Below are 22039 nucleotides of genomic sequence, written 5' to 3'. Positions count from 1 at the left end.
CCGCTCCGAGGAAGCCGCTGAGAATGGTGACGGGGACGTTGGCGGTGGCTGGTGCGGTGGTCATGCGCAAGGACCCACTCGACTCATGCTGGCAGCAGGGCGTCAATGGCGCTGGCTAGCTCCACATCCAGGCTGCTGAGGCCGCCGAGATCATGGGTGGTCAGGTCGATTGAAACGCGGTTGTAGACGTTGCTCCAGTTCGGATGGTGATTTTTGGATTCGGCCAGCAAGGCCACCTGTGCCATGAATCCAAAGGCCTCCACGAAGCTGTTGAACTGCAGATCGCGGTGCAGCCTTTCTCCCTTCACAACCCAATTGGGCAGGGTTGTGCTGAGGGCCGACTTCTGGGCGGCATCGAGAGGTTCAACTGGCATGGCAGCCCTGAATCACCCCTCCATCGTGGCTGGAGCCGGTTGTCAGTCGCTCAGGTCATGCAATCGATCAATCATCAGATCGGTGTCGGTATCGATGCCGTCGTCGGTTTCCCAGGCGTTGGGGTTGTGGCGGGCCTGAATGGCTTGATTGATCCGTTCGCCGTTGCGCAGGCTCAACAGGGTTTTCGGCGTGGCTGAAGTGTTCTGCGTGGTGCTTTCAGGGGTGGGGCGGCTGGAGGATTCACCGAACAGGTGGCAGGCGATCGTTCTGGTGTGAGCAGCGCTGCGGTGCTCCCAGAGGTAAACGGCTTGCCAGGTGCCCAGCAGCAGTTGCCGACTGCTGACGCTCAGGTTCAGGGTTTGGCTGGTGAGCGCGGTTCGGATGTGGGCCGGCATGTCATCAGCTCCTTCGTCGTCATGGAGATAACGGCGGTGTTCTGGAACGGCATCGGCCATCCATGCATCCAGGTCCTGCAGCACCCGTGGATCGGCGTTCTCGTTGATGGTGAGGCTGGCGCTGGTGTGCAGGCAGGTGAGATGCAGAACGCCCTGGTCCAGACCCGTGCTGCGGATCCAGGTGTTCAACCGCCCGTCCAGTCGGGTGAATCCTCGTCCCGGGGTTGCCACTGTCATCTGATGCAGGATCTGCTGCACGCCCACCGCTCTCCACGTTCTTTCCTTACTTTGCGTGCTGCAGCACCGTCTGAGTCCATGGCCAGCCCATCTGCCCCCGATCTGACCCTGCTGTTCGACGGAGGTTGTCCGTTGTGTGTGCGCGAAGTTCGCTTTCTGCAGCGGCGTGACCGTCAGGCCCGGCTGGCTTTTGTCGACATTGATGCCTCTGATTACGACGCAGCGGCCCATGCCGGCATCAGTTACCGGGTGGCCATGGGCCGCATTCATGCCATCACAGGCTCCGGGGAGGTGCTGCGGGATGTGGCCGTCTTCCGTGAGGCGTATCGCTTGATTGGTCTGGGGTGGCTTTACGCACCGACCCGCTGGCCTTTGATCGGCAGCGTGGTCGATTGGGTCTATGGGATTTGGGCCGCTCGGCGGCTTCAGATCACCGGGCGTGCCGACCTTGAGACCCTCTGCCAAGGCCGCTGTGAGCTGAACTGACCGGTTCTTACCGAACTACCGAACGGTCTGCGGTTGTCGGTAGATCAGCTTGAGCGGCCAGAGAGCCATGGGCAGGGCGATCCCCAGGGCCACCTGCAGCATCAATCGGCGCATGGGTCCAGAACGTCTGAACCGCTTCACCATGGCCTGCATCGCTGCTTCGATGCCACTCCAGGTGTCGTTAGGGTGATGGAAAAGGGGGCGAGATGGCTTCTGCCGCAACGGCTTGGGGGCAGCTGGGAGCCCATCTGAGAGAGACGCAGCTGCTCGGCTCGATTCAGAGCACCCTGTATTGGGACCAGAACACCCGCATGCCTTCTGCCGGGGCGTCCTGGCGAGGTGAGCAGCTCACGCTGCTGGCGACCCAGCTTCATGCTCGTCAGAGCTCTGCGGCCTATGCGGAACTGCTGGCCGCAGCGCGTCAGCATTGGAATTCCGCTGAGCGATGCCCTGAGCAGGGCCGCAATCTGGATCTGCTGGAACAGGACCTGCAGCGGCAGCAGTCCCTCGACCCAGCCCTCGTCGCCGCCTTGGCCAAGGCCAAGGCCGAGGGTTACAACCGGTGGCAGCAGGCTCGATCGGCCTCTGATTTCAGCCTCTTCGCACCGGCGCTTCAGACCCTGATTGATTTGCGTCAGGAGCAGGCCAAACAGCTGGATGAGCCTCGCTCCTGTTGGGAAACCCTGGCGCAACCCTTCGAACCGGATCTGCGTCTGGAGCGTCTCGAGGCCTTGTTTGCTCCGCTGCGGCAACGGTTGCCGCATTTGGTTGCTCAGGCATCCACCCGGCCACGCCCACGATCAGCGGACTGGGATCTCGAGGAGTCCAGCCAGCAAGATCTCTGTGATGAGCTGCTCGGTGCCTGGGGCCGTAATCCCGCCATCACCTGCATGGCACGCTCGCCTCACCCCTTCTCGATCACGCTGGGACCGGCGGATTACCGGATCACCACGCGTGTTGTGCCTGGCCAGCCTTTGTCGTGCTTCCTGGCCACGGCCCACGAATGGGGGCATTCCCTCTACGAGCAGGGGTTGCCGGACCAGAGCCACCAATGGTTCGCCTGGCCTCTGGGACAGGCCACCTCGATGGCGGTGCATGAAAGTCAGTCGCTGTTCTGGGAGAACCGTGTTGCCCGGAGCCGTCCGTTCGCAGAGCAGTGGTGGAAGCGTTTTGCGCAGGTGGGGGCTCCCTTCAGCGGCACCCAGGACATGTGGCAGGCGATGAATCCGATGGCGCCTGGTTTGAACCGGGTGGAGGCTGATGAACTCAGCTATGGCTTGCACATCCTGATCCGCACGGATCTCGAGATTGCTCTGCTGGAGCAGGGTTTGGCCGTGAACGATCTCCCAGACGAATGGAACCGGCGCTATCAGGAACTCCTGGGGGTACGGCCGATGAACGATGCCGAGGGATGCCTTCAAGATGTTCACTGGAGTGAAGGCCTGTTTGGCTATTTCCCCTCGTATCTGTTGGGGCACTTGATCAGTGCACAGTTGAGCGAAGCGATGGCGGAGGCCATCGGGTCTCCGGAGGAGCATGTTGAGCGCGGCGATGTCACGCCCTTGCTGGCTTGGCTGCGTGAGCACGTTCACCCGCTCGGACGCAGTGTGAATGCCGATCAACTGGTGGAAAGGGTCACCGGTCGGCCCCTGAGCACCGATGCCTTCCTCGACTATCTGGAGAACAAGCTTGATCGGCTGCAACCGGCCCCCTAGCAGCGTGCAACTCGACGGGCGGAGGGGCCCGTAGGATGCGCCGCGCTGTCCATCGCCGTTTATGGCCAACCTCGATCAGGCACCCAGCCGCAGCATGCCCAACCTGCTGCACGTGCTGCCGGCCTTCGCTGATGAAGCCGAACTTCGTCTCAACACGATCGTGGAGCTCAACTCCAACACGATCAACAAGTACGAGCTGATCACCGAAACCGGCCATCTGAAGCTGGACCGCGTTGGTTACTCCTCGCTGGCTTACCCCTTCGCCTACGGATGCATTCCCCGCACCTGGGATGAAGATGGCGATCCCCTCGACATCGAAATTGTTGGTGTCACCGAGCCCCTGATTCCCGGTTCGATTGTGGAAGCCCGCATCATCGGCGTGATGACCTTCGACGACGGTGGTGAAGTCGACGACAAGGTGATCGCTGTGCTTGCAGACGACAAGCGCATGGATCACATCAAGAGCTGGGAAGATCTCGGTGAGCACTGGAAAAAAGAGACCACCTACTACTGGGAGCACTACAAGGATCTGAAGAAGCCTGGCACCTGCTCGGTGAACGGTTTCTTCGGCACTGAAAAGGCCGTTGAGATCATCAAGAGCTGCGAGGCTCGCTACATGGCTGAGATTGATCCCAAGTTGGTCGACTGAACGCGTCTGCGATCGACTGCTGATCAGGCGGGGGACAATCCCCCGCCTTTTTGATGGCTCAGCGTTGGAACATGTTCACCAGGACGGCGCGGCGCGCCTGGGGGTGTTGGGGGTGGCCGCAGTGGGCACCGCGCTGCGAGGAGAGCACCATGTCGCCTGCCTTGGCAAACAGAGCAATGGCCTCAGCACCCTGCAGCTGACTGAATTCAAACGGCCCAAGCCCGTTTTGTTTGTTGAAGCGGGCGTTGCGCCACCAGAGCCGCCGTCGACGTTGGGACTTGGGCACGAAGCAATAGGGCCCATCGGCCAGTGATTGCACATCACTGAGGTACACGAAGGATTTGAACTTCAGGGAGCGTCCATCGCAGTGGTAGCTGCGCGTGTCTTGCACGCCTCGGTTGAGGTAGAGGTTGCGGCATTTCACCCGCATTCGATTGAAGCTGCTCAACAAGAGCAACCGCTGAATCACCGATTCCTGCAGGCAGGCCTGGATGTTCAGGTTGAGGCTGTCCGAGAGGCGCTCGGGATGGAAGATGTCGATCATTCCCGCATCGCTACCGCTGCGTCCATCGGGCCGCTTGACCCGGTAGTTGATGACCGACCGATCGGCATCGCGGAACTGGTTGTAGCCCTTCAGCACACGCTGATCAGGAAGATTGAGATAGGCCAGGGATGCAAGGCGAGCGTGCTCGCCTGATTTGATTTCCTCGAGCAGTCGGCCGACATCGCTGTTGATCGACGCGATCAGGTCAGCAGGCGCTGCCTCCCGTAGACAGATGATCCCCTGCCGGCGCAGCGTCCAGGCCGCAGTCAGGAAGGTTCTGCGGTTGCTGATCAGGTCGCCGAAGCGAAAGCTGATGGATTCAACCTCCTGGCTCAGGGCCTTGCCTTCGAGCAGGGTTGGCCGCGCCGTTGCGATTGCCGTGGAGGTCAACAGGGAGAGGAGAATTTGGAGAACAGTACCGCTGGATCGCTCGTCTCGTGCTTGAGACCAAAGAGATCCTGAAGAGTTCAGTCTTAAGGCTATTGCTGCTGTTTTTTCTCGCGGCAATGAATACGTTGAGACCAGTGGGTCTTGCGCGTCTCATGAAGTGGTCATTGGTGCCGGTGCTGTTGGCTGGCCTGTTGGCTGGGTCTGTTGCTCCATGCCTTGCTGCTGAACCTGTTGAGCTGGCCTTGCGGAAACCCTCTCGTGAGTCGCGCATCGTGCTTGACCTCAGCAAGCGACAGATCGCCCTCATGCGGGGTGAGCAGCAGCTTGGGACCTGGCCTGTGGCGATCGGAGATCCCAAAACACCCACCCCAAAAGGGGAATTCGCCATCCTCAACAAGAGGGTTAATCCGATCTATGTGACCCACAAGTTGGGTCAGCGGCGGGAGCTGCGCGGACCCAGCAGCCCGATTGGTGATCGCTACATGGCTTTTCACCGCAATGGCCGCGGCGAGTTTGGGATCCATGGAACGGCGTGGCCGCACTGGGTTCAGATTCGTGCGGCCGTCAGTCTGGGCTGCGTGCGCATGCTCAACAGCCACATCCGGCAGCTGTTTGACGCTGTGGATGTGGGAACGCGCCTGGAAATTCGCAGGTGATCAGGCTTCCGGGCGGACGGTGTCGAAGATCTCTTTGAGGATCTCGCCAGCACCCTGACCTTTGAGGGTGTTGGCCAGAGCGATGCCGATGGCTTCGGCATCGCTTGCTGCGCCACTGGCCTGGTCGCGGATCAGACGTTTGCCATCAAGGCTGGCCACCATCCCTGTGAGGATCAGTTGATCACCTTCGAAGCGGGTGTTCACGCCGATGGGTACCTGGCAGCCACCTTCCAGTTCCCGCAGGAAAGCACGTTCGGCCAGGCAGCGCTGGGAGGTGGGGGTGTGCTCCAGCACTTTGATCGCCTCAAGAACTTCGGGCTTGCCTTCCACGCATTCAATCCCTAGGGCGCCCTGCCCAACGGCGTGCAGAGAGATGTCGCCGGGGATCAGCTGGTGGATCCGATCGCCGAAGCCAAGCCGGCCCAGGCCTGCCGCAGCCAGGATCAGGCAGTCGTAATCGCCACTATCCAATTTCTCCAGCCGGGTGATCACGTTCCCCCGAACGTCCTTAAAGATCAGGTGGGGGTAGTGGTGACGCAGCTGAGCCAGACGGCGCAGGGAACTCGTTCCCACCACTGAGCCCTCGGGAAGGGTGTCGAGCTTGTAGGCCTGGTTCTTGGTGTTCACCACCAGGGCATCGGCCGGGTCTTCCCGTTCGGTGATGCAGCCGAGCATCAGCCCCTCGGGGAGATTGGTGGGCAGGTCTTTCAGCGAATGGACGGCGATGTCCGCACGGTCCACCAGCATCTGGGCTTCCAGTTCCTTGGTGAACAGGCCTTTGTCGCCGATCTTCGCCAGGGCAACGTCCAGGATCTTGTCGCCCTGGGTGGCCATGGCTTCCACCGTGATTTTCAGGCCGGGATGGGCCTTCTCCAGTTCCGCTTTCACCCAGTTGGTTTGCACCATGGCCAGCTGGCTGCGTCGTGAGGCGATGCGCAGTTCGGTGAGGGCCATGGAAAGGGCGAATCAGCCGCACAGCCTACGCTTTTGGCCTCGGATTCTTTGGTTCGACTTCACGAGGTTGTGAAGCTTCGAAAGGGAAGATCTGTTTATGAAGAACGCTTAACATTTGCAGGCATTGCAGCGCAGTCATGCCCGGACCCGTCGTCAATGGCGTTCGTCAGGCTGGAGCAATTGGCTCGGTTGCTTCCGATCCCCAAGAGCAGGAGGCCATGCTCCCCTTGGTGGCTGAAGGCTCCATCCGTCTGATCTTGTTGTGCAGTGGAGATGTGCTGATGGCGCGGCTGCGACACACCACCGATCGTGATGGAGACCATGCCTACCAACTGCTGCGGCCTCGTCTGGTGCGATCAGCGGCAGAGCGCGCACAGGAGGCTCAATCTAGTTGGGTGCTTCAGCCTTACCTGGCGGGGCTGACGTCACAGCACAATCTGGTCCTCTTCAAGGGGGCGGTTGCTTCCGTGCTTGAGCCGGATGCTCGCCTGCTTCAGGCCTATGCACTTGAAACACGTCAGGAGTGTCCTCTGGAGGAAACTCCGGTGGAGCGCCTGAAGCGTGCCTTTCAGGAATTCACGGAAACCTTCGAAAGCAGTCAGTGAATCTGTAACGCTGAATTTTTGCTTTCCAAAGGAAAACCCCAGTCTCAGGCTGGGGTTTGATCTCTTCCGTGTGAGGAGGGCGTCTCAATTCCCTCAAGCATTCTTATAGGAGCCCTCTGCTCCATTCAGCTAGGGGGAATGTACTTATGTATTGCTCCCGTGACCGTTTGATCACGAGAGTAATGCGGGCTTACTTGATGTATTCCTTGAGCACCCCATTGCGGTTGGGGTGGCGCAATTTGCGCAGGGCCTTGGCTTCGATCTGACGGATCCGTTCACGAGTCACATCAAAAATCTGACCAATTTCCTCGAGGGTCTTCATCCGCCCGTCGTCCAAGCCATAGCGCAGGCGCAGCACATCGCGCTCGCGGGGGCTGAGGGTGGCCAACACACCTTCAAGGTCTTCACGAAGCAGGTTCTTGGCAACGTCCTGCTCGGGATTCTCGATGTCGGCTTCGATGAAATCACCCAGGCGGGAATCCTCTTCCTTGCCGATGGGGGTCTCCAGGGAGATCGGCAGCTGGGCGCTCTTGGCGATGAAGCGCAGTTTTTCGATGGTCATTTCCATCGATTCCGCGATTTCCTCTTCCGTTGGCTTGCGGCCGAATTCCTGGGAGAGAACCTTGGTGGTCTTCTTGATCCTGGAGATCGTTTCGTAGAGGTGCACCGGCAGGCGGATGGTGCGGCTCTGGTCGGCGATGGCGCGTGTGATGGCCTGGCGAATCCACCAGGTGGCGTAGGTGGAGAACTTGTAGCCCTTTTCGTGGTCGAACTTCTCGGCTGCACGAATCAGGCCAAGGCTTCCTTCCTGAATCAGGTCTTGGAAGCTCAGCCCCCGATTCATGTACTTCTTGGCAATCGAGACCACCAGGCGCAAGTTGGATTGCACCATCTTTTCCTTGGCCCGTCGGCCCAGCATCAAGCGCCTGCGGAAGCGGATGAGCGGCATTTCCACCAAGGCCGCCCACTCTTTGTTGTCGGGTTCCCGGCCGTTGTCGCTTTCAAATTGAGCGGCCAGTTCCTCGAGATAGAGAAGATCGGCAATTTTGCGGGCCAGTTCGATCTCTTCGTCGGGACGCAGCAGGCGGATCCGACCAATTTCCTGGAGATAAACCCGGATGGAGTCTTCGGTGTAGACGCCTTTGGGGCCGATCTTGATGCTGGCCAGGGCTTTGGCCTTGGCTTCCTTCTCAGCAGCTGCGGTTTTGGCTTTCTCCTCGGCGGTTGGCTTCGCTGCCGCTGCCTTGGCTGTTGATGCCTTGGCTGTTGAAGATTTAGTCGTGCTCTTCTTGGCGGTGGCTGCCTTCTTGGTTGTGGTGGCCTTTTTCGTTGTGGTTTTGGCCTTCGTGGTTTTCGCTGCAGCCTTTTTGGTGGTTCCCGAGGCCTTGGCTTGATCTGCAGCGGCGAGCAATTCGTCGGCTGCGGCGCTCAGGTCCTTGGCGCTCGCCTTGCTGGTTCGTCGGCGTGCAGGGGTTTTCTTGGCCTCTTTGTCGGAACTCTTGGCGACTTCCTTCACCTTGCCGTCAGCATTGGCCAGAAAAACGATGTCCGGCTTGGAAGCTTTGGTGGCAGCAGGGGTCATGGTGTTAGTCGAAGTCGGATAGAGGGGAGATGCAACAGCGGCAACAATGCACCAACGGCAATGGCTGGAACCTGGAACTTCCGTTCAAACGAAAAAGAACAACACAGCTAACGCTGAGACGGAGTTCATGGGCTGATGGTGGTGTCCGCGAGTCGACGAAACGCTTGGACTGATTGTGTCTGTGCTGTCCGGGGTGGTCTCAGACCGGTCAAAGTGGCAAGGAACAAGACCTTGACTTCAGACTCTGTGTCTTCCCTCTGGATCGAGCGCAGGGTTGGCAGAAGCTGTCCAACCTGTCCACGTTAATGAAGTCTTCCGAAGTTTGCAAGGTCCTGTCGCATTCGCGGCGATGCGTTGAGGTCTGGCTGGAGGCTGGGCGGGAAGGACGCTCCTTCAGTTACGCCGCAGATCCCAGCATGGGATTGATGCCGGGAGATCTGGTGCGGGTGCGCCTCCGGGGTCGAGCCATGCATGGATTGGTGGTGGCGGAGCGGGAGTGGGCTGAGCAGGATCCTCAGGAGCTGCAACCGGTGGAATCGCTCCTGCAGCGAGCTGCTGTCGATTCGGATTGGTATAGCTGGCTGGAGCGGGTGGCGGACCGTTGCCATCTCAGTGTCTTCCGCACCTTGAAGGCGGCTTTGCCGTCGGGCTGGATTGGTCAGGCCGGCCAGCGTTCCCTGGCCGGCGGGCGTCAGATGTGGTGGATTCAGGCCCGGGTCCCCCCTGATGCAGCGAAACCACCCACCCCTCGCCAGCGGGAGCTTCTGGCTTGGTTGGAGGGCCAGGGCGATGGTGCTTGGCAACGGGACCTGGTGGCCAGTGGGTTTGGGGCGCAATTGCTGCCGCCGCTGATCCAGCAGGGCTACCTGGTGCGTGAGCAGCGTCGTTGTGAGGACAAGGGCTCTTCAGCTGGTTCTGGCCCCCAGGAGCTTCCCCAGGCCTTGACCGCTGAGCAGCAGGACGTGGTGAAGGCTTACCAACAGCTTTCTCCGGGGGGAGGGCTGCTGCTCTGGGGAATCACCGGCTCCGGCAAGACCGAGGTGTACCTCCAGCTGGCTGCCCAGGAGCTGGAGCGGGGCCGGCACGTGCTGCTGCTCACCCCCGAGATCGGATTGATTCCCCAACTCGTTGACCGTTGCCGCAAACGCTTCGGCTCGCGCGTTGTGGAGTACCACAGCGGTTGTGGTGATGCCGAACGGGTTCGAACCTGGCGCCGCTGTCTTGCTGCCGAACAGCCGTTGGTGGTGGTGGGAACCCGCTCCGCGGTGTTCGTGCCGTTGAAGCCGCTGGGGCTGGTCGTTCTGGATGAGGAGCACGACAGCTCTTACAAGCAAGACGCACCCATGCCCTGCTATCACGCCCGGGACCTGGCTTTGGACCGGGTTGTGATGCAACAGGCACGGCTTGTGCTGGGCAGCGCCACGCCGTCGCTCGAGAGCTGGATTCAATCGGGCTCGGATGGTGCCTTGACCTTGGTGCGCCTGACCCAGCGGATTTCCCGGCAGTCCCTACCGCCTGTGCATGTGATCGACATGCGCCATGAGTTGGCCGAAGGACACAAGCGTCTGGTCAGTCGCGCCTTGATGGATCGTCTTGCGGCGCTGCCGGAGCAGGGCGAACAGGCCGTGGTTTTGGTGCCTCGTCGGGGATACAGCCCCTTTTTGAGCTGTCGCAGTTGCGGCGAGGTGGTGATGTGCCCCCACTGCGATGTGGCGCTCACTGTTCACCGCAGCAAGGCCGGGCGTCAGTGGCTGCGTTGCCACTGGTGTGACCATCGTGAAGACCTGGAGAACCGTTGTAGTCACTGTGGTTCCACGGCCTTCAAGCCGTTTGGGGCCGGGACGCAGAAGGTGTTGGAACTGCTCTCTCAGGAGCTCGAAGGCCTTCGTTTGCTCCGCTTTGACCGCGATTCCACCGGGGGGCGGGATGGCCATCGACGCCTGTTGGACCGTTTCGCTGCTGGAGAAGCCGACGTCTTGATCGGTACGCAGATGCTGGCCAAGGGCATGGATCTGCCGCGGGTCACCCTGGCGGCGGTGCTCGCGGCGGATGGGCTTCTGCACCGCCCCGATCTCCGCGCAGGAGAGCAGGCCCTGCAGTTGCTGTTGCAGTTGGCGGGCCGTGCCGGGCGAGGTGAGCGACCGGGGCAGGTGTTGGTGCAGACCTACACCCCAGAGCACCCGGTGATTCAACACCTGGTGGATGGTCGCTATGAAGCGTTCCTCTCCCAGGAGGTGGCCCTCCGCAAGGAGGCGGGTCTGGTGCCCTTCAGTCGTGCCTGTTTGCTGCGCCTGTCTGGAGATTCCCCCAGCAAAACAGCAACGGCGGCAGCGGTGCTGGCGGAGCGGATCCGGCCGATTTGTCAGCTCCAGAATTGGTGGTTGTTGGGTCCTGCTCCGGCACCTGTGGCCCGGGTTGCTGGCCGAAGCCGATGGCAGCTGTTGCTGCATGGTCCGGCGGGCTCCCCGCTTCCGCTGCCTCCGGGACAGGCCCTCTGGGATGGCTTGCCCAAGGGTGTGGCGCTCACTGTGGATCCCGACCCGCAGCAGCTTTGATCAGGAGGGCAGCTCCGGGAAGCCAAAGCCCAGCTTCCGACGCACCACCTGCAGCACCATGCTGCTGATCAGCAGCATCAGGATCACCACTCCCCCCAGGCCAAGCGGATTCCAGCGCCAGCCCTGCCAGCTGACTTCGGTGGTGGTGCCGGTAACAGCCGTGCGCTCCACCTGCCCGTGGTTCAGGCTCAGATGAACGTCGAGCCCGGGGATCTCGGGCAGATCGCTGAGGTCCACCATCAGCTGCACGTGCTGCTGCACCCCCAGCAGCCAGTTGCGTTCTTCGAGCTTGAGCGTCGGTGGCGGGAGTGAGACTCCAGCCGCGCGACCAGCCACGGCAACCACGGCCGCCATCTGTTGCGCCAGCTCGTGCGACGAGGCAACACGGCTGCTGATCTGTTGGCGTCCTGGGCCTGTTTGTTCGATCTTCAGCCCGGGCACTTCCCGTTGTAGGTCTCGCTCGAATTGCTCCTGCCAGGGCAGCGGGCGTTGCTGGGTGCTCCGCACGTCCCAGGTGAGGGCCAGTCGATCCGGGCCGCGAAGGTCGAGATCAGCCTCGATTCGGACGCAACCACTCAGCAACAGCGTGATCCCCAGCAGAACCGCCATCACCAGCACGGCGAAACCCGCCGCCGGTGAACGCGTCGGCCCCGTCGGTGGTGGTGGCGGGGGTTCGGGACGCCGCGACCGCCGCCGCCGCATGGTGGAGGTCTGCCCGCTGCCGGAGCCATTCAGCTCCAGTTGCGGCATGCGCATCGACCAGCGTTCCGGACGATCCAGGCTTGGGGCTTCAAGAACCCCGAGCAGTTGTTTGGCCTGCTGGCGCAACTTGGGATCGCGGCAGCGACTCAGCAGCCTGCAGGTGGCGATGGCTTTCTCGTCCTGCCCCTGGCCCATCCAGGCGGTGATCATCAGGAGCCGAAGGCCCGGCCCCTCCGGGCTGTTGAGCGGGTGTTGCTCCGCCAGGGGCAGAAGCAGCTCCAGGCCCTGGCCGTAGTCCCCGCGCTCCAGGGCTGCCTCCGCTTCAGAGAGGTCCAGTGCTGCGTCCTGCTCGCTCACCCCTAGCCGCGTCCCACCACCATGGTGCCGATGCCGGCGTCGGTGAAGACTTCGAGCAGGAGGGCATGGGGAACCCGGCCATCAATGATGTGGGCGGCTGACACGCCCTGGGCCAGGGCGCGGATGCAACATTCCGTTTTGGGCGTCATGCCCCCTGCGACCACGCCGTCCTCGATCAGCTGTCGCGCCTCTGAGAGGCGCAGTTTGCGGATCAGCGAGTTGGGGTCATCCCGATCTTCAAGGATGCCGGGGGTGTCGGTCAGCAGGATCAGTTTTTCGGCTTCCAGAGCCGCCGCCAGCTCTCCCGCCACCGTGTCGGCATTGATGTTGTGGGCTCGCCCGTCATCGGGAGTTGCGGCAACGCTGGAAATGACGGGCACATACCCCTTTTCCAGCAGCGGTTCGAGCACATCGGGATTGACGCGGGCAACATCCCCCACCAGCCCATGGCTGCCATTTCCCCAGGGGCGTGCCTCCACAAGACTTCCGTCACTTCCGCTCAAACCAACCGCACGGGTGCCGAGCTGATTGAGGCCATTCACGATCTGCTTGTTGACGCGGCCCACCAGCACCATCTCCACCACGTCCATGGTGTCGGCGTCGGTGACGCGCAATCCGTCGCGGAATTCGGCGGGGATTTCCAGACGTTGAAGCCACTGGTTGATTTCGGGCCCGCCGCCGTGAACCACCACGGGTTGGACGCCGACGCAGGCCAGCAGAGCCAGGTCGCGAAAGACAGCAGCCCGCAGCTCGGCATGGGCCATGGCGGCCCCGCCGTACTTGATCACAATGCGCCGACCGGCGAAGCGCTGGATGTAGGGGAGGGCTTCGCTGAGCACCGACACCCTGAGGGCGTCATCGTTGTTCTGGGTGGATTGGGCCATGGCTTAGGCCTCACCTGCCGGAAGCAGAACAACGTCCAGCCGTTGTTCATCCAGTTCCTTGAGTTCCGCTCGCATCCCTTTAGCGAAGAAACGCCCCAGCCGCTCCTGTCGCTCTTTCCAGCGTTCGAGGGGAACGGCTCCCAGCAGGAATCGCATCCGCAGGCCATAGCCGCTGTCGGAATGCAGCTCTTCGATCTCCTCCAACTGCGGGGGGGTGTCTTCATCCCAGAGTTTGAGTGCTTCCAGCGACGACTCCAGGTGGGCCTTCTGGCCGTAGCGCCAGCGCGTCACATCGCCGAGCAATTTGCCCAGTTCTGGGGCTGCAGCTTCGCGTTCCTTCTGAAACGTCTTGACCGGTGTCACCCGGATGGCGGGTGGGAGCTCCGACGATTTCAGGGCCAGCCCCCCCAACAAGATCGGGATTCCGTAGAAAATCGTGGGCAGGCTGAGGTTGGCGCTTCCGGTGGCGTAAGCGGTGGCACCGACCACGGTCAGCACGCCTCCGGCGATAGTGACGAGGCTGCCGGGGGAGAAGAAATCCTTCATGAAGGCCTTGGCTTGATCGTCATTTTGACCTCTAGGCCATCAGGATGGAGATCCACTGCCCCGAGCTAGATGCCTGATCCATCGTCGACCGGCATGGATGATCTGCTCCAGCAGCTCGACCGTGATCGCAGCTGGTTGCTGCAGCAGATCGATGGGGGCCGCTGGCCCCAGCTGCGGCTGGATCTTGCCGCCCTTGAACGGGAGCTCGGGCAACTGATCACCCGAGCGTCAGAGCTGCAGGACGAAGCGGGCCGTTAAGCGGCAACGCCCCGCGATTGTCCTCTGATTCAGAAGGGGATGTCGTCGGTGTCGGGCACGAGGGGCGCCGCATTCCAGCTGGCCGGTTCAGGCTCTTTCGCCACCTTGGTCGGTGCAGCCGCGGGGGCCTGGCGACTGGGGGCCGGGGCTGAGGGGTTGCCGGAAGGAGCTGCACCCGTGGCTGCCGCGCCGATCGGATGAAGCCGAGCCAGGGTGAATTCAGCCCGTTTTTCCTTCATGCCATCGCCCCGGGGCATGGTGTTCATCCGCAGCCGGCCTTCGATCAGCAGCCGCTGCCCGGTCTGCACACGGTTCTGCAGCTCCTGGGCCAGGTTGCCCCAGCCCACCACTTTCAATTCACCCGGCGGATCACCCTCGCGAAGGGGGTCAAAGCGCACGGCCATCTCCGCAATGGGAGTCTGGTTGTCCTGGGTGTATCGAACCGTCGGTGCGTCGATCACCTCCACTTCGAGCACGCAATGGTTCATGGCTTGAGCTGGTGTCGGCGCACATCCTGATGCAAGGCCCCGCGAATGACCAGCGTCGTGTCCTGCTGCTGGCTGGAACCGGTGATGGGCCGCGCTTGGTGAAGGAGCTCTCCCGCCGTCATTGGCGTGTGACCGTGAGTGTGGTGACGGCAACTGCAGCGAAGGCCTACGCGGGATTGCCGGTGGAGCGCATCTCAATTGGTGCTCTGCAGGGCGTTGGTGGAATCAAGGCAGTTCTGTATCAGACCGGCCCTTTCCGTTGGGTGGTGGATGCCACGCATCCTTTTGCGGCTCGGATCAGCCATGACCTGATGACGGCCTGTGCGGATCTCGGCCAACCGCTGCTGCGTTATGAGCGTCGCCTTGAACCGCTGGGAGCGGCCTCTCTCCTGGCTGATGCCGATGCATTGGCGGCCCAACCGCTCCAGGGCCAACGCCTGCTGCTGGCCATTGGAGGCCGTCATCTTCCGGTCTTGACTGCTGCTGTGCGCCGCGCCGGAGCCATCCCCTATGGCCGTGCGCTTCCATCCCCCGATGGATTGCGCGCCGCCTTGCGGGCAGGTCTGCCCCCGGATCACCTGGCCGTGGTGCGCCCTCTGCAAGGGGAGGTGCCGGGGGCGATCGAGCGGTCTCTTTGCCGTCGCTGGGGCATTGGCGTGGTGCTCTGCCGCCAGTCCGGTGGTGTGACGGAACAGTTCTGGCATCAACTCACCACAGATCTGGGGCTGCGATTGCTGCTGTTGCGGCGTCCCTTCCCTCCCGACGGGATGGAATGCGTCGAGGATGTCAGCAGCCTGATGGATCGGCTTGAGCGTGATTGAAGCGAGTGGGCTCGTGCTGGCCCTTACCACGGAAGCGAACGCTGAGCGCGCCCAACAGCTGGCAGAGGCCTTGCTGGAGCGCCATCTCGTGGCCTGTGTGTCCATCCACCCCGTTCAGTCGTTCTATCGCTGGGAGGGGTCGCTGCAGGCGTCCCATGAGGTCCAACTGCTGATGAAGACCTCAGCTCAGCATGTGGACGCGCTGCGCTTGGCCGTCTCCGAGCTGCACAGCTACGACACCCCCGAGTGGTTGTGCTGGCCGGTGACGGCATCACCGGCCTATGGGGCCTGGGCCATCGCTGAGCTCAGTTCAGATGCGTCTCCGCCAGCTGCTTGAGGGAGACCTGGGAGCGAGCCCCCAGTTGGGTCACAATCTGGCCGGCGCAGAGGGCTCCGAGCTCACCACAGCGCTCCAGTGACTCGCCCTGGGTGAAGCCATGCAGAAATCCCCCGGCATAGAGGTCGCCTGCTCCCGTGGTGTCCACCAGATCTCCCAGGCCGAAGATGCCGATATCCCAGCGCTGGTCTCCACTCAGCACAACGGACCCCTGGGCGCCACGGGTGATCGCAATCACTGAGCAGCAGCCGCGCACCCGCTCGAGGGCCTGGTCGAAATCGTCGGTCTCGTAGAGCGACTGAATTTCGACGTCATTGGCGAACAGCAAATCGACGTGGCCATTCACCAGCTCGAGAAAACTCGCTCTGTGCCGATCCACACAGAAGCCGTCTGAGAGAGAAAGAGCCACCTTTCCGCCTGCTTCACGGCAGGCTTCGGCTGCGGCGATGAAGGCCCGTTTGGCGGCTGGACTGTCCCAGAGGTAGCCCTCCAGGTAAAGCACCTTGGCCTGCTTGACCATGGAGAGGTCGAGATCCTCGGGCTCCAGTTGGGTGGACGCCCCCAGGAAGGTGCACATGGTGCGCTCGGCATCGGGCGTGACGTAAATCAGGCAGCGCGCCGTTGTGGCTCCACTGGTGGCTGCTGGGGTCTCGAAGCGTGCCCCAACGGCCTGGATGTCGTGGCTGAAAATGCTGCCGAGCTGGTCGTCCCGGACGCGGCCGATGAAACCGGCGCGTCCGCCGAGCTGCGCGATGCCCACCATCGTGTTGGCGACCGATCCACCGGAGGTCTCGAGGCCCGTTCCACTGGCCTTGTAGAGAGCTTCGGCCTGTTGTTCATCGATCAGCGCCATGCCCCCTTTCTGGAGGCCGTGTTCAGCGATGAAACCTTCGTCTGTCTGCACCAGAACGTCAACGATGGCGTTGCCGATGCCAACGACATCGAGACTGCAGTCGCTGGGGAAACGGGTCTCTGATGACATCGGGGCGTGGAAAGCAGCCCCGAAGTATGAACGTCAGCAGCTCAGGCGCTCAACAGGGCTCGCTTGGGACCATGGATCGGATCTTCGACAACGATGGTCTGATCACGGCTGGCCCCCAGGGAGACAATGGCGATCGGCACTTCCATCAGATCGGCGAGGAAGCGCAGGTAATCCATGGCTGGCTTAGGGAGATCCTCAAGGCTGCGGCATTCCTCGGTGGAGCACTGCCAGCCAGGCAGTGTTTCGAAGATGGGTTTGCACTGGGCGAAGTCATCGGCACTGCTGGGGAAGTGCTCGATTCGCTCGCCGTTGAGTTCATAGGCCACGCAGACCTGAATTTCGTCCAGTTCGTCCAGCACATCCAGCTTGGTCACAGCCAGACAGTCCAAGCCGTTGACCTGCACGGCGTAGCGACCGATCACGCCGTCGAACCAGCCACAGCGCCTCTGGCGGCCAGTGGTGGTACCGAATTCGCCACCCCGTTCCGTGAGCTGGTCATTCAGGCTTCCGCTCAGCTCAGTGGGGAAGGGGCCTTCACCCACGCGGGTGGTGTAGGCCTTGGCAACGCCGATGACGCGGTCAATCAGGGTTGGGCCCACGCCTGCACCGATGCAGGCCCCGCCGGAAACGGGGTTGGAGGACGTGACGTAGGGGTAGGTGCCGTGGTCCAGGTCCAGCAGCGTGCCCTGGGCACCTTCGAACAGGATGTTCTTGCGATCTCGCGCTGCCTGATGAATCGTCTGGGTGCACTCCACCACGTGGGGGGCGAGGCGCTTGCCGTATCCCAGATATTCCTGGATGACGTCTTCGGCGTTCAGGGGCTCAACCCCGTAAATGGTCTGAAGAAGTTCGTTCTTCTCCTGCAGTGGGCCTTCTAGGCGATCCCTCAGCCGTTGTTCGTCAAGCAGGTCGATCACACGGATGCCGCTGCGCTGCGACTTGTCGGCGTAGGTGGGGCCGATTCCACGGCCTGTGGTTCCGATCCGTCGAGCTCCCCGCTGCTTCTCCATGGCCTGGTCGAGCAGGCGGTGGTAGGGCATCGTCACGTGGGCCGTGGATGCCAGGCGAAGCCCTGAAATATCAATGTCGTTGGCGATGAGCATGTCCAGCTCACCGAGCATCACTTTGGGATCCACCACCGTGCCGGATCCGATCAGACAGATCGTGTCGGGATAGAGGATTCCAGAGGGAATCAGGTGCAGCTTGAGCACACGATCGTCAACAACGATCGTGTGGCCTGCATTCACACCACCCTGATAGCGAACCACCACATCGGCGGAGCGGCTCAGGAGATCGGTGATCTTTCCTTTTCCCTCGTCACCCCACTGCGCTCCGATGACGACAACGTTGGCCAAGAACACGGCGGCCCGAAGCCGCAGATCTGCACAATCCGCGAGTATCTCAGATCTCGGGTGGCATCGTCAAAACCGAGCTGGTTTCGGGGGGCTCAGCTGCCCCGGACCACTGATTTCTCAGCCTTGTTGAGTTCCTTGGCGATGCGGTCATGCAGCGCTTCCGGCAGGGGGCGATTGGCGTAGGAGGCGTAATGACCAGCCAGCGAATTCAGCGCGGTCTGCATCGTGGTGAAGGAGCTGAGTCCGTTCACGCGGGGCTGGGGCCGATAACGGGACATGTAGTCGTTGATCAGGGCCCGGGCGTCGGCCTCAGCTTCGGCGTGGGTGGGATCGTCCTGAGGCAGGTCGATCACCGTCAGCAGAGTGCGGGAGACCGCCACGGTGTCTTCCACGTAGTCGCCGCTCAGACGAGCTTCAGCGTCCCCACTGCAGGCCGTCAGGAGGAGGCACAACCCGAGGCCAAGGGCTACGGCGGCCCGGCTGAGGGGGCGAAGCAGGCGTGTCAGTGCGGAGAGCATGAAACCCTTCAGTGTCGTTCGACTTTAGGGGTGGAGTGCCTTGATCAGGCAGGTCACAGCCTCAGCGTGGGGAAGCTTTTGCACCTCGCGGCTGCTGCGGCACACCAGTTCAACGGTGCCTTCGCTGGCGTCGCGTCCCACCACGATCCGCCAAGGGATGCCGATCAGATCTGCGTCTTTGAACTTGACGCCGGCGCGTTCCTTGCGGTCGTCGATCAGCACATCCACCCCAGCGTTCTGAAGCTCCGAGTACAGCGCTTCCCCCAGCTGGGCCTGGGTCTCGTCCTGGATGTTGGCCACGACCACGATCGCCTCGAAGGGGGCGATGGCCGTCGGCCAGCAGATGCCGCTGTCATCGTGATGCTGCTCGACGGCAGCCTGCGCCAATCGCGAAACGCCGATGCCGTAGCAACCCATCCAGAACGGTTCGGTTTTGCCGTTCTCGTTGGTGAAACGGCTCTCCATGGCCTCAGAATATTTTCGGCCCAACTGAAAAATGTGGCCGACTTCGATGCCTCTTTTTTCCGTCAGGCGTGATTCCGGGTTGTGTTGGCAGACGTCGCCGGCACGTGCATTACGCAGATCCAGGCTGGTTGGCTTCTGACCGATGGCGGTCCAGCTGGTGTTGAAACGGTGCAGATCGGGCGTGTTGGCACCACAGATGAAGCTGCCGAGTTCGCTCGCGGTTTCATCGGACAGGCGCAGAAATGTTGGCTCCCAGGTCTTGGCTCCCTTCAGAACGTCATCGGAGAGGTCGGGACCGATCGATCCAAAGGGGAGCGGATCAATCTGCTGACGCTTGTTGTCCTCTGGTGTGATCGGGCGGCAATCGAGAACACCCTTGTTGAGGGTTCGGCTGACCGCGTTCACGACCTTGGTGGGATTGAGCTCTTGGTCACCACGGAGGCTCACCAACAGCGGTTGGAGGGTCTCATCGTCCAGGGTCGCCACCAGCAGCAGCACCTTCACCACCTGGCTCGGATCCCAGCCTTTGGCGTCGCAGAGGCTTTCGATGCTGCCCAAGCCAGGGGTTGGAATCGATTCCTCCGGGCCGTCGGGAAGAGGAGATGCGGTGGATGGGATCGAAACAGCCTTCTCTTGGTTGGCGGCGTATTGGCCGTCATCGCTGATCAGGATCAGGTCTTCCCCGGCATCCGCCGTCACCATGAACTCCTGGGAGGCGGCACCGCCGATCGCTCCGCTATCGGCATCGACAGGGACGGCATCCAGGCCACAACGTTCAAAGATGCGGCGGTAGGCCTGATCCATCACGCCATAGGTCTCGCGAAGATCCGCTTCGCTGGCATGGAAGGAGTACGCGTCCTTCATGATGAATTCGCGGCCTCGCATCAGGCCAAAGCGGGGACGGATCTCGTCGCGAAATTTGGTCTGGATTTGATAAAGGTTCACCGGGAGCTGCCGGTATGACCTCAGCAGCTCCCCTGCCAGGCTGGTGATCACCTCTTCATGGGTCGGACCAAGCCCCAGTTCTCTGCCCTGGCGGTCTTCGAGGTGGAACATGATCCCCTCGCCAGCGGTGTAGCCCTGCCAACGCCCGCTCTTCTGCCAGAGCTCAGCAGGGTGCAGCTGCGGCAGCAGGGTTTCCTGGGCGCCGGCGTGGTTCATCTCCTCGCGCACCACGGCGGTGATCTTTTGCAGCACCCTCCACATCAAGGGGAGGTAGGCGTAGATCCCTGATCCCACGCGACGGATATACCCGGCCCTGAGAAGCAACTGATGCGAGGTGATCTCCGCTTCGGCGGGAACATCCCGAAGCGTCACCAGCAGCAGGCGGGAGACGCGCATCAATCGCAACAAAATGGGATTTGGAAGTTATCACCGCTTCGGCGACATGCCGATCGCGGAAGTGTCTGTTTTGCTGGAATTCCCCTGGGCGCCCTGAGTCTCGACTGCTACCGTCCAGCTCAATCCAGCCTGTCCTAGGCCCGTCTCATGTTTCCTCGGTCCGTTGAATCTGTGGCGACAAGCGTTCAACAAGCGACCGAACTTTCCATGGATCCGGCCCATGCGTCAGCTCAAGCCGAGGCCCTGGTGGGGATCGACGACGTTCAGAAATCCCTGAATCGCTCCCGCGCTTCGGTGTATCGCTACACCAACACAGACCCACGCAACCTCAACCCTCCGTTCAACCCCCGCAAGCTGAACCCGGAGTACCGCAGCGATCAGAAAGATCCGCTGATGTTCCACCCCAATGAGGTGGCGCGCTTCGCCAAAGATGTTCTCCGCATCAAAGAAGTCACTGTTGAGGTGCTGAACTCTCCTTCAACGGCGACGCAGCAAATCCTGGGATCGATCCTTGAGGAGCTTCGGCTGATCCGTACCCATCTCGAGGCGAGTGGGGCATCACCCTCTGATCTGAGCGCACGACTCGACCAGCAGGACCGGCCCGCTGCTTAATGATCGGTGCGTCCTGTTTTTTGCAGTGACAGAATGAGTTCAACAACGTTGTGATCGGAAGAGGGAGCTTTTCAAGCCCCCCGTTTTATGGCCTCAGATGTTCCCCACCCGTCTAACGACGACGCCATCGCGTCTTCGGAGGCGGATGAGCCGTTCAGTCGTCGCGCCTCGTTGACGGCCGTCAAAGGATTGCTGATTGCTGTTGTCAGTTTCAGTGCTCCCCTTGTGGCTGTGATCACGGACCGAACCTTCCCATCTCCGCGACTGATCCCCACCGCCTCGGATCGGCATGGATCTCCATCAGCTCCCCCCGTCACCTTCGCCAGGCTTGGTGAATCTCATCGTTGAGATTCCGGCAGGAAGCAGAAACAAATACGAGTACTCCGCCGAAGCCGGCGTGATGGTTCTGGATCGGGTGATGCACTCCTCGGTGCGTTACCCCTTTGATTACGGCTTCATCCCCAACACGCTGGCGGAGGATGGATCTCCCCTCGACGCCATGGTGATCATGGCTGAACCCACGTTCGCTGGTTGCCTGATTAAGGCTCGCCCCATCGGCGTGTTGGACCTCCACGACAAGAATGTTTATGACGGGAAGATTCTCTGTGTCCCGGACGCAGACCCCCGTCAGGACGAGATCCGCAGCATTCGTCAGATCGCTGCCTCCCAGCTGGAGGATGTCGCGGAATTCTTCAGGACCTACCGCACGTTGCAGGGCAGCGTCGTATCGATTGATGGATGGCGCGACCTCGATGCGGTTCAGCCATTGCTTGATTCCTGCATCAATGCAGCCGATTGATCTCAGGCAAGAGCCCCTTGATCAGGCCGGATGCTTGTAAGTTGGTGCGCACTGAGATTTGCGGAACCCGTGCCCACCATCCGATTCGAGCAGGAAGGCCAGCAGGTTGGCTGCATCGAGGGCGCAAATCTGCGTAAGGCTGCACTTGATGCGGGCGTCAACCCCTACAAGAGCCTCAACAACCTCAACAACTGCAGTGGCGTTGGTCAGTGCGGCACCTGCGTGATGGAGGTGGTTGAAGGGCAAGCCAACCTGTCCCCCCGCAGCGATGTTGAAGAGGTTTATCTGGCCGATCGTCCTGCCAACTTCCGCCTGAGCTGCCGCACCACAGTGTTTGGTGATGTCACCGTTCGCACCCGCCCCGCTGAAGGTGTGGGCCGCGGCTCCAACAGCCTCGTTGGTGCGATTAAATCCCTGTTCGGCCGCTGAGC

General features: G+C 61.6%; 27 protein-coding genes. 13 read left to right on the top strand and 14 right to left on the bottom strand.

All coding sequences use genetic code 11. From position 1 onward, the window contains the following. Positions 1-83: 83 nt before the first annotated feature. The gene (locus DXY35_RS02280; protein ID WP_115080787.1) at positions 84-374 is read right to left on the bottom strand and encodes a 4a-hydroxytetrahydrobiopterin dehydratase; all 291 of its coding nucleotides are present in this window, start codon (positions 372-374) and stop codon (positions 84-86) included. 42 nt (positions 375-416) lie between these two features. Continuing rightward, the gene (locus DXY35_RS02275) at positions 417-1034 is read right to left on the bottom strand and encodes a secondary thiamine-phosphate synthase enzyme YjbQ (protein ID WP_115080785.1); all 618 of its coding nucleotides are present in this window, start codon (positions 1032-1034) and stop codon (positions 417-419) included. A 51-nt stretch (positions 1035-1085) separates the two neighbouring features. Here DXY35_RS02275 and DXY35_RS02270 point away from each other — a divergent pair, with 51 nt between their 5' ends. Then, the gene (locus DXY35_RS02270) at positions 1086-1493 is read left to right on the top strand and encodes a thiol-disulfide oxidoreductase DCC family protein (RefSeq protein WP_115080782.1); all 408 of its coding nucleotides are present in this window, start codon (positions 1086-1088) and stop codon (positions 1491-1493) included. Positions 1494-1508: 15 nt separating this feature from the next. On the opposite strand, the gene DXY35_RS12330 is transcribed toward DXY35_RS02270, so the two are convergent. Beyond that, positions 1509-1715, bottom strand: a complete 207-nt coding sequence (locus DXY35_RS12330) for a hypothetical protein (RefSeq protein WP_137006692.1) — start codon at positions 1713-1715, stop codon at positions 1509-1511. Between DXY35_RS12330 and DXY35_RS02265 the strand changes: the two genes are divergently transcribed. Together DXY35_RS02265 and DXY35_RS02260 are read left to right on the top strand one after the other, a co-directional pair. Continuing rightward, complete coding sequence (locus tag DXY35_RS02265; RefSeq protein WP_115080780.1) at positions 1700-3208, top strand: carboxypeptidase M32; 1509 nt, start codon at positions 1700-1702, stop codon at positions 3206-3208. The two genes, DXY35_RS12330 and DXY35_RS02265, sit on opposite strands and share 16 nt — an antisense overlap. Positions 3209-3269: 61 nt before the next feature. Next, on the top strand, positions 3270-3857 hold the full coding sequence (locus DXY35_RS02260) for an inorganic diphosphatase (RefSeq protein WP_114987983.1): 588 nt from the start codon (positions 3270-3272) through the stop codon (positions 3855-3857). Positions 3858-3915: 58 nt separating this feature from the next. Here the strand turns inward: DXY35_RS02260 and DXY35_RS02255 are convergent, their stop codons facing one another. Beyond that, positions 3916-4791 carry a hypothetical protein gene (locus DXY35_RS02255; protein WP_244272869.1) on the bottom strand — a complete coding sequence of 292 codons (876 nt, stop codon included), beginning with the start codon at positions 4789-4791 and terminating at the stop codon, positions 3916-3918. A gap of 152 nt (positions 4792-4943) precedes the next feature. Here DXY35_RS02255 and DXY35_RS02250 point away from each other — a divergent pair, with 152 nt between their 5' ends. Further along, entirely contained in the window at positions 4944-5447 is a 504-nt protein-coding gene (locus DXY35_RS02250; RefSeq protein WP_244272867.1) for a L,D-transpeptidase, read from the top strand. On the opposite strand, the gene hemC is transcribed toward DXY35_RS02250, so the two are convergent. Beyond that, the gene (hemC, locus tag DXY35_RS02245) at positions 5448-6401 is read right to left on the bottom strand and encodes a hydroxymethylbilane synthase (protein WP_115009473.1); all 954 of its coding nucleotides are present in this window, start codon (positions 6399-6401) and stop codon (positions 5448-5450) included. Positions 6402-6538: 137 nt separating this feature from the next. On the opposite strand from hemC, the gene DXY35_RS02240 reads away from it, so the two are divergent. Next, positions 6539-7006, top strand: a complete 468-nt coding sequence (locus tag DXY35_RS02240) for a hypothetical protein (protein WP_115080777.1) — start codon at positions 6539-6541, stop codon at positions 7004-7006. Between the two features lie 190 nt (positions 7007-7196). Here DXY35_RS02240 and rpoD read toward each other — a convergent pair whose 3' ends face one another. Beyond that, positions 7197-8588 (bottom strand): RNA polymerase sigma factor RpoD, encoded by a 1392-nt coding sequence (gene rpoD, locus DXY35_RS02235; protein ID WP_115080775.1) that lies wholly within the window; start codon positions 8586-8588, stop codon positions 7197-7199. Between the two features lie 305 nt (positions 8589-8893). On the opposite strand from rpoD, the gene priA reads away from it, so the two are divergent. Then, positions 8894-11143, top strand: coding sequence for a primosomal protein N' (gene priA / locus DXY35_RS02230; RefSeq protein WP_115080773.1), 2250 nt, complete (start codon positions 8894-8896; stop codon positions 11141-11143). Here priA and DXY35_RS02225 read toward each other — a convergent pair whose 3' ends face one another. The 3 genes from DXY35_RS02225 to DXY35_RS02215 are packed head-to-tail and all read right to left on the bottom strand — an operon-like array spanning position 11144 to position 13632. Continuing rightward, on the bottom strand, positions 11144-12202 hold the full coding sequence (locus DXY35_RS02225; RefSeq protein ID WP_115080772.1) for a DUF3153 domain-containing protein: 1059 nt from the start codon (positions 12200-12202) through the stop codon (positions 11144-11146). A 2-nt stretch (positions 12203-12204) separates the two neighbouring features. After that, positions 12205-13086, bottom strand: a complete 882-nt coding sequence (argB, locus tag DXY35_RS02220; protein ID WP_115080769.1) for an acetylglutamate kinase — start codon at positions 13084-13086, stop codon at positions 12205-12207. A gap of 3 nt (positions 13087-13089) precedes the next feature. Then, a complete protein-coding gene (locus DXY35_RS02215; RefSeq protein WP_115080768.1) occupies positions 13090-13632 on the bottom strand; it encodes a DUF2854 domain-containing protein in 543 nt (180 codons plus the stop codon). Between the two features lie 69 nt (positions 13633-13701). Between DXY35_RS02215 and DXY35_RS02210 the strand changes: the two genes are divergently transcribed. Then, positions 13702-13890 (top strand): hypothetical protein, encoded by a 189-nt coding sequence (locus tag DXY35_RS02210; RefSeq protein ID WP_115080764.1) that lies wholly within the window; start codon positions 13702-13704, stop codon positions 13888-13890. A gap of 29 nt (positions 13891-13919) precedes the next feature. Here DXY35_RS02210 and DXY35_RS02205 read toward each other — a convergent pair whose 3' ends face one another. Further along, positions 13920-14378 (bottom strand): single-stranded DNA-binding protein, encoded by a 459-nt coding sequence (locus DXY35_RS02205; RefSeq protein WP_025362150.1) that lies wholly within the window; start codon positions 14376-14378, stop codon positions 13920-13922. Positions 14379-14407: 29 nt separating this feature from the next. Here DXY35_RS02205 and DXY35_RS02200 point away from each other — a divergent pair, with 29 nt between their 5' ends. Continuing rightward, positions 14408-15199, top strand: coding sequence for a precorrin-6A/cobalt-precorrin-6A reductase (locus DXY35_RS02200; protein WP_115080798.1), 792 nt, complete (start codon positions 14408-14410; stop codon positions 15197-15199). Beyond that, positions 15192-15536 carry a divalent-cation tolerance protein CutA gene (gene cutA, locus DXY35_RS02195; protein ID WP_115080799.1) on the top strand — a complete coding sequence of 115 codons (345 nt, stop codon included), beginning with the start codon at positions 15192-15194 and terminating at the stop codon, positions 15534-15536. Before DXY35_RS02200 ends, cutA begins: the two co-directional genes overlap by 8 nt. Here the strand turns inward: cutA and DXY35_RS02190 are convergent. The 4 genes from DXY35_RS02190 to DXY35_RS02175 all read right to left on the bottom strand — a co-directional run bounded on the left by DXY35_RS02190 (position 15505) and on the right by DXY35_RS02175 (position 20197). Further along, positions 15505-16518: an adenosine kinase gene (locus tag DXY35_RS02190; protein WP_115080762.1), complete on the bottom strand. Its 1014-nt coding sequence runs from the start codon at positions 16516-16518 to the stop codon at positions 15505-15507. The genes cutA and DXY35_RS02190 overlap by 32 nt on opposite strands. A 41-nt stretch (positions 16519-16559) precedes the next feature. Further along, positions 16560-17879: an adenylosuccinate synthase gene (locus DXY35_RS02185; protein ID WP_170950485.1), complete on the bottom strand. Its 1320-nt coding sequence runs from the start codon at positions 17877-17879 to the stop codon at positions 16560-16562. An 86-nt stretch (positions 17880-17965) separates the two neighbouring features. Beyond that, a complete protein-coding gene (gene psb27 / locus DXY35_RS02180; RefSeq protein ID WP_011363694.1) occupies positions 17966-18391 on the bottom strand; it encodes a photosystem II protein Psb27 in 426 nt (141 codons plus the stop codon). A 24-nt stretch (positions 18392-18415) separates the two neighbouring features. After that, a complete protein-coding gene (locus tag DXY35_RS02175; protein ID WP_115080760.1) occupies positions 18416-20197 on the bottom strand; it encodes a proline--tRNA ligase in 1782 nt (593 codons plus the stop codon). Between the two features lie 207 nt (positions 20198-20404). Here DXY35_RS02175 and DXY35_RS02170 point away from each other — a divergent pair, with 207 nt between their 5' ends. The 4 genes from DXY35_RS02170 (at position 20405) to DXY35_RS02160 (ending at position 22037) form a co-directional block, all read left to right on the top strand. Next, positions 20405-20809, top strand: coding sequence for a resolvase (locus DXY35_RS02170; protein ID WP_244272863.1), 405 nt, complete (start codon positions 20405-20407; stop codon positions 20807-20809). 87 nt (positions 20810-20896) lie between these two features. Then, positions 20897-21157, top strand: coding sequence for a hypothetical protein (locus DXY35_RS12565; protein ID WP_170950482.1), 261 nt, complete (start codon positions 20897-20899; stop codon positions 21155-21157). Then, positions 21099-21608 (top strand): inorganic diphosphatase, encoded by a 510-nt coding sequence (locus DXY35_RS02165; RefSeq protein WP_115080756.1) that lies wholly within the window; start codon positions 21099-21101, stop codon positions 21606-21608. The genes DXY35_RS12565 and DXY35_RS02165 overlap by 59 nt, the downstream gene beginning before the upstream one ends. Before the next feature lie 69 nt (positions 21609-21677). Next, positions 21678-22037 (top strand): 2Fe-2S iron-sulfur cluster-binding protein, encoded by a 360-nt coding sequence (locus DXY35_RS02160; protein ID WP_114987966.1) that lies wholly within the window; start codon positions 21678-21680, stop codon positions 22035-22037. The last annotated feature ends 2 nt before the right edge of the window (positions 22038-22039 follow it).

Source organism: Synechococcus sp. N32 (genome assembly GCF_900473895.1).
In the GTDB taxonomy this organism is placed as follows: domain Bacteria; phylum Cyanobacteriota; class Cyanobacteriia; order PCC-6307; family Cyanobiaceae; genus Parasynechococcus.
The sequence above is the reverse complement of the archived record's forward strand: the minus strand, read 5'-3'. Positions and strand labels throughout refer to the sequence as shown.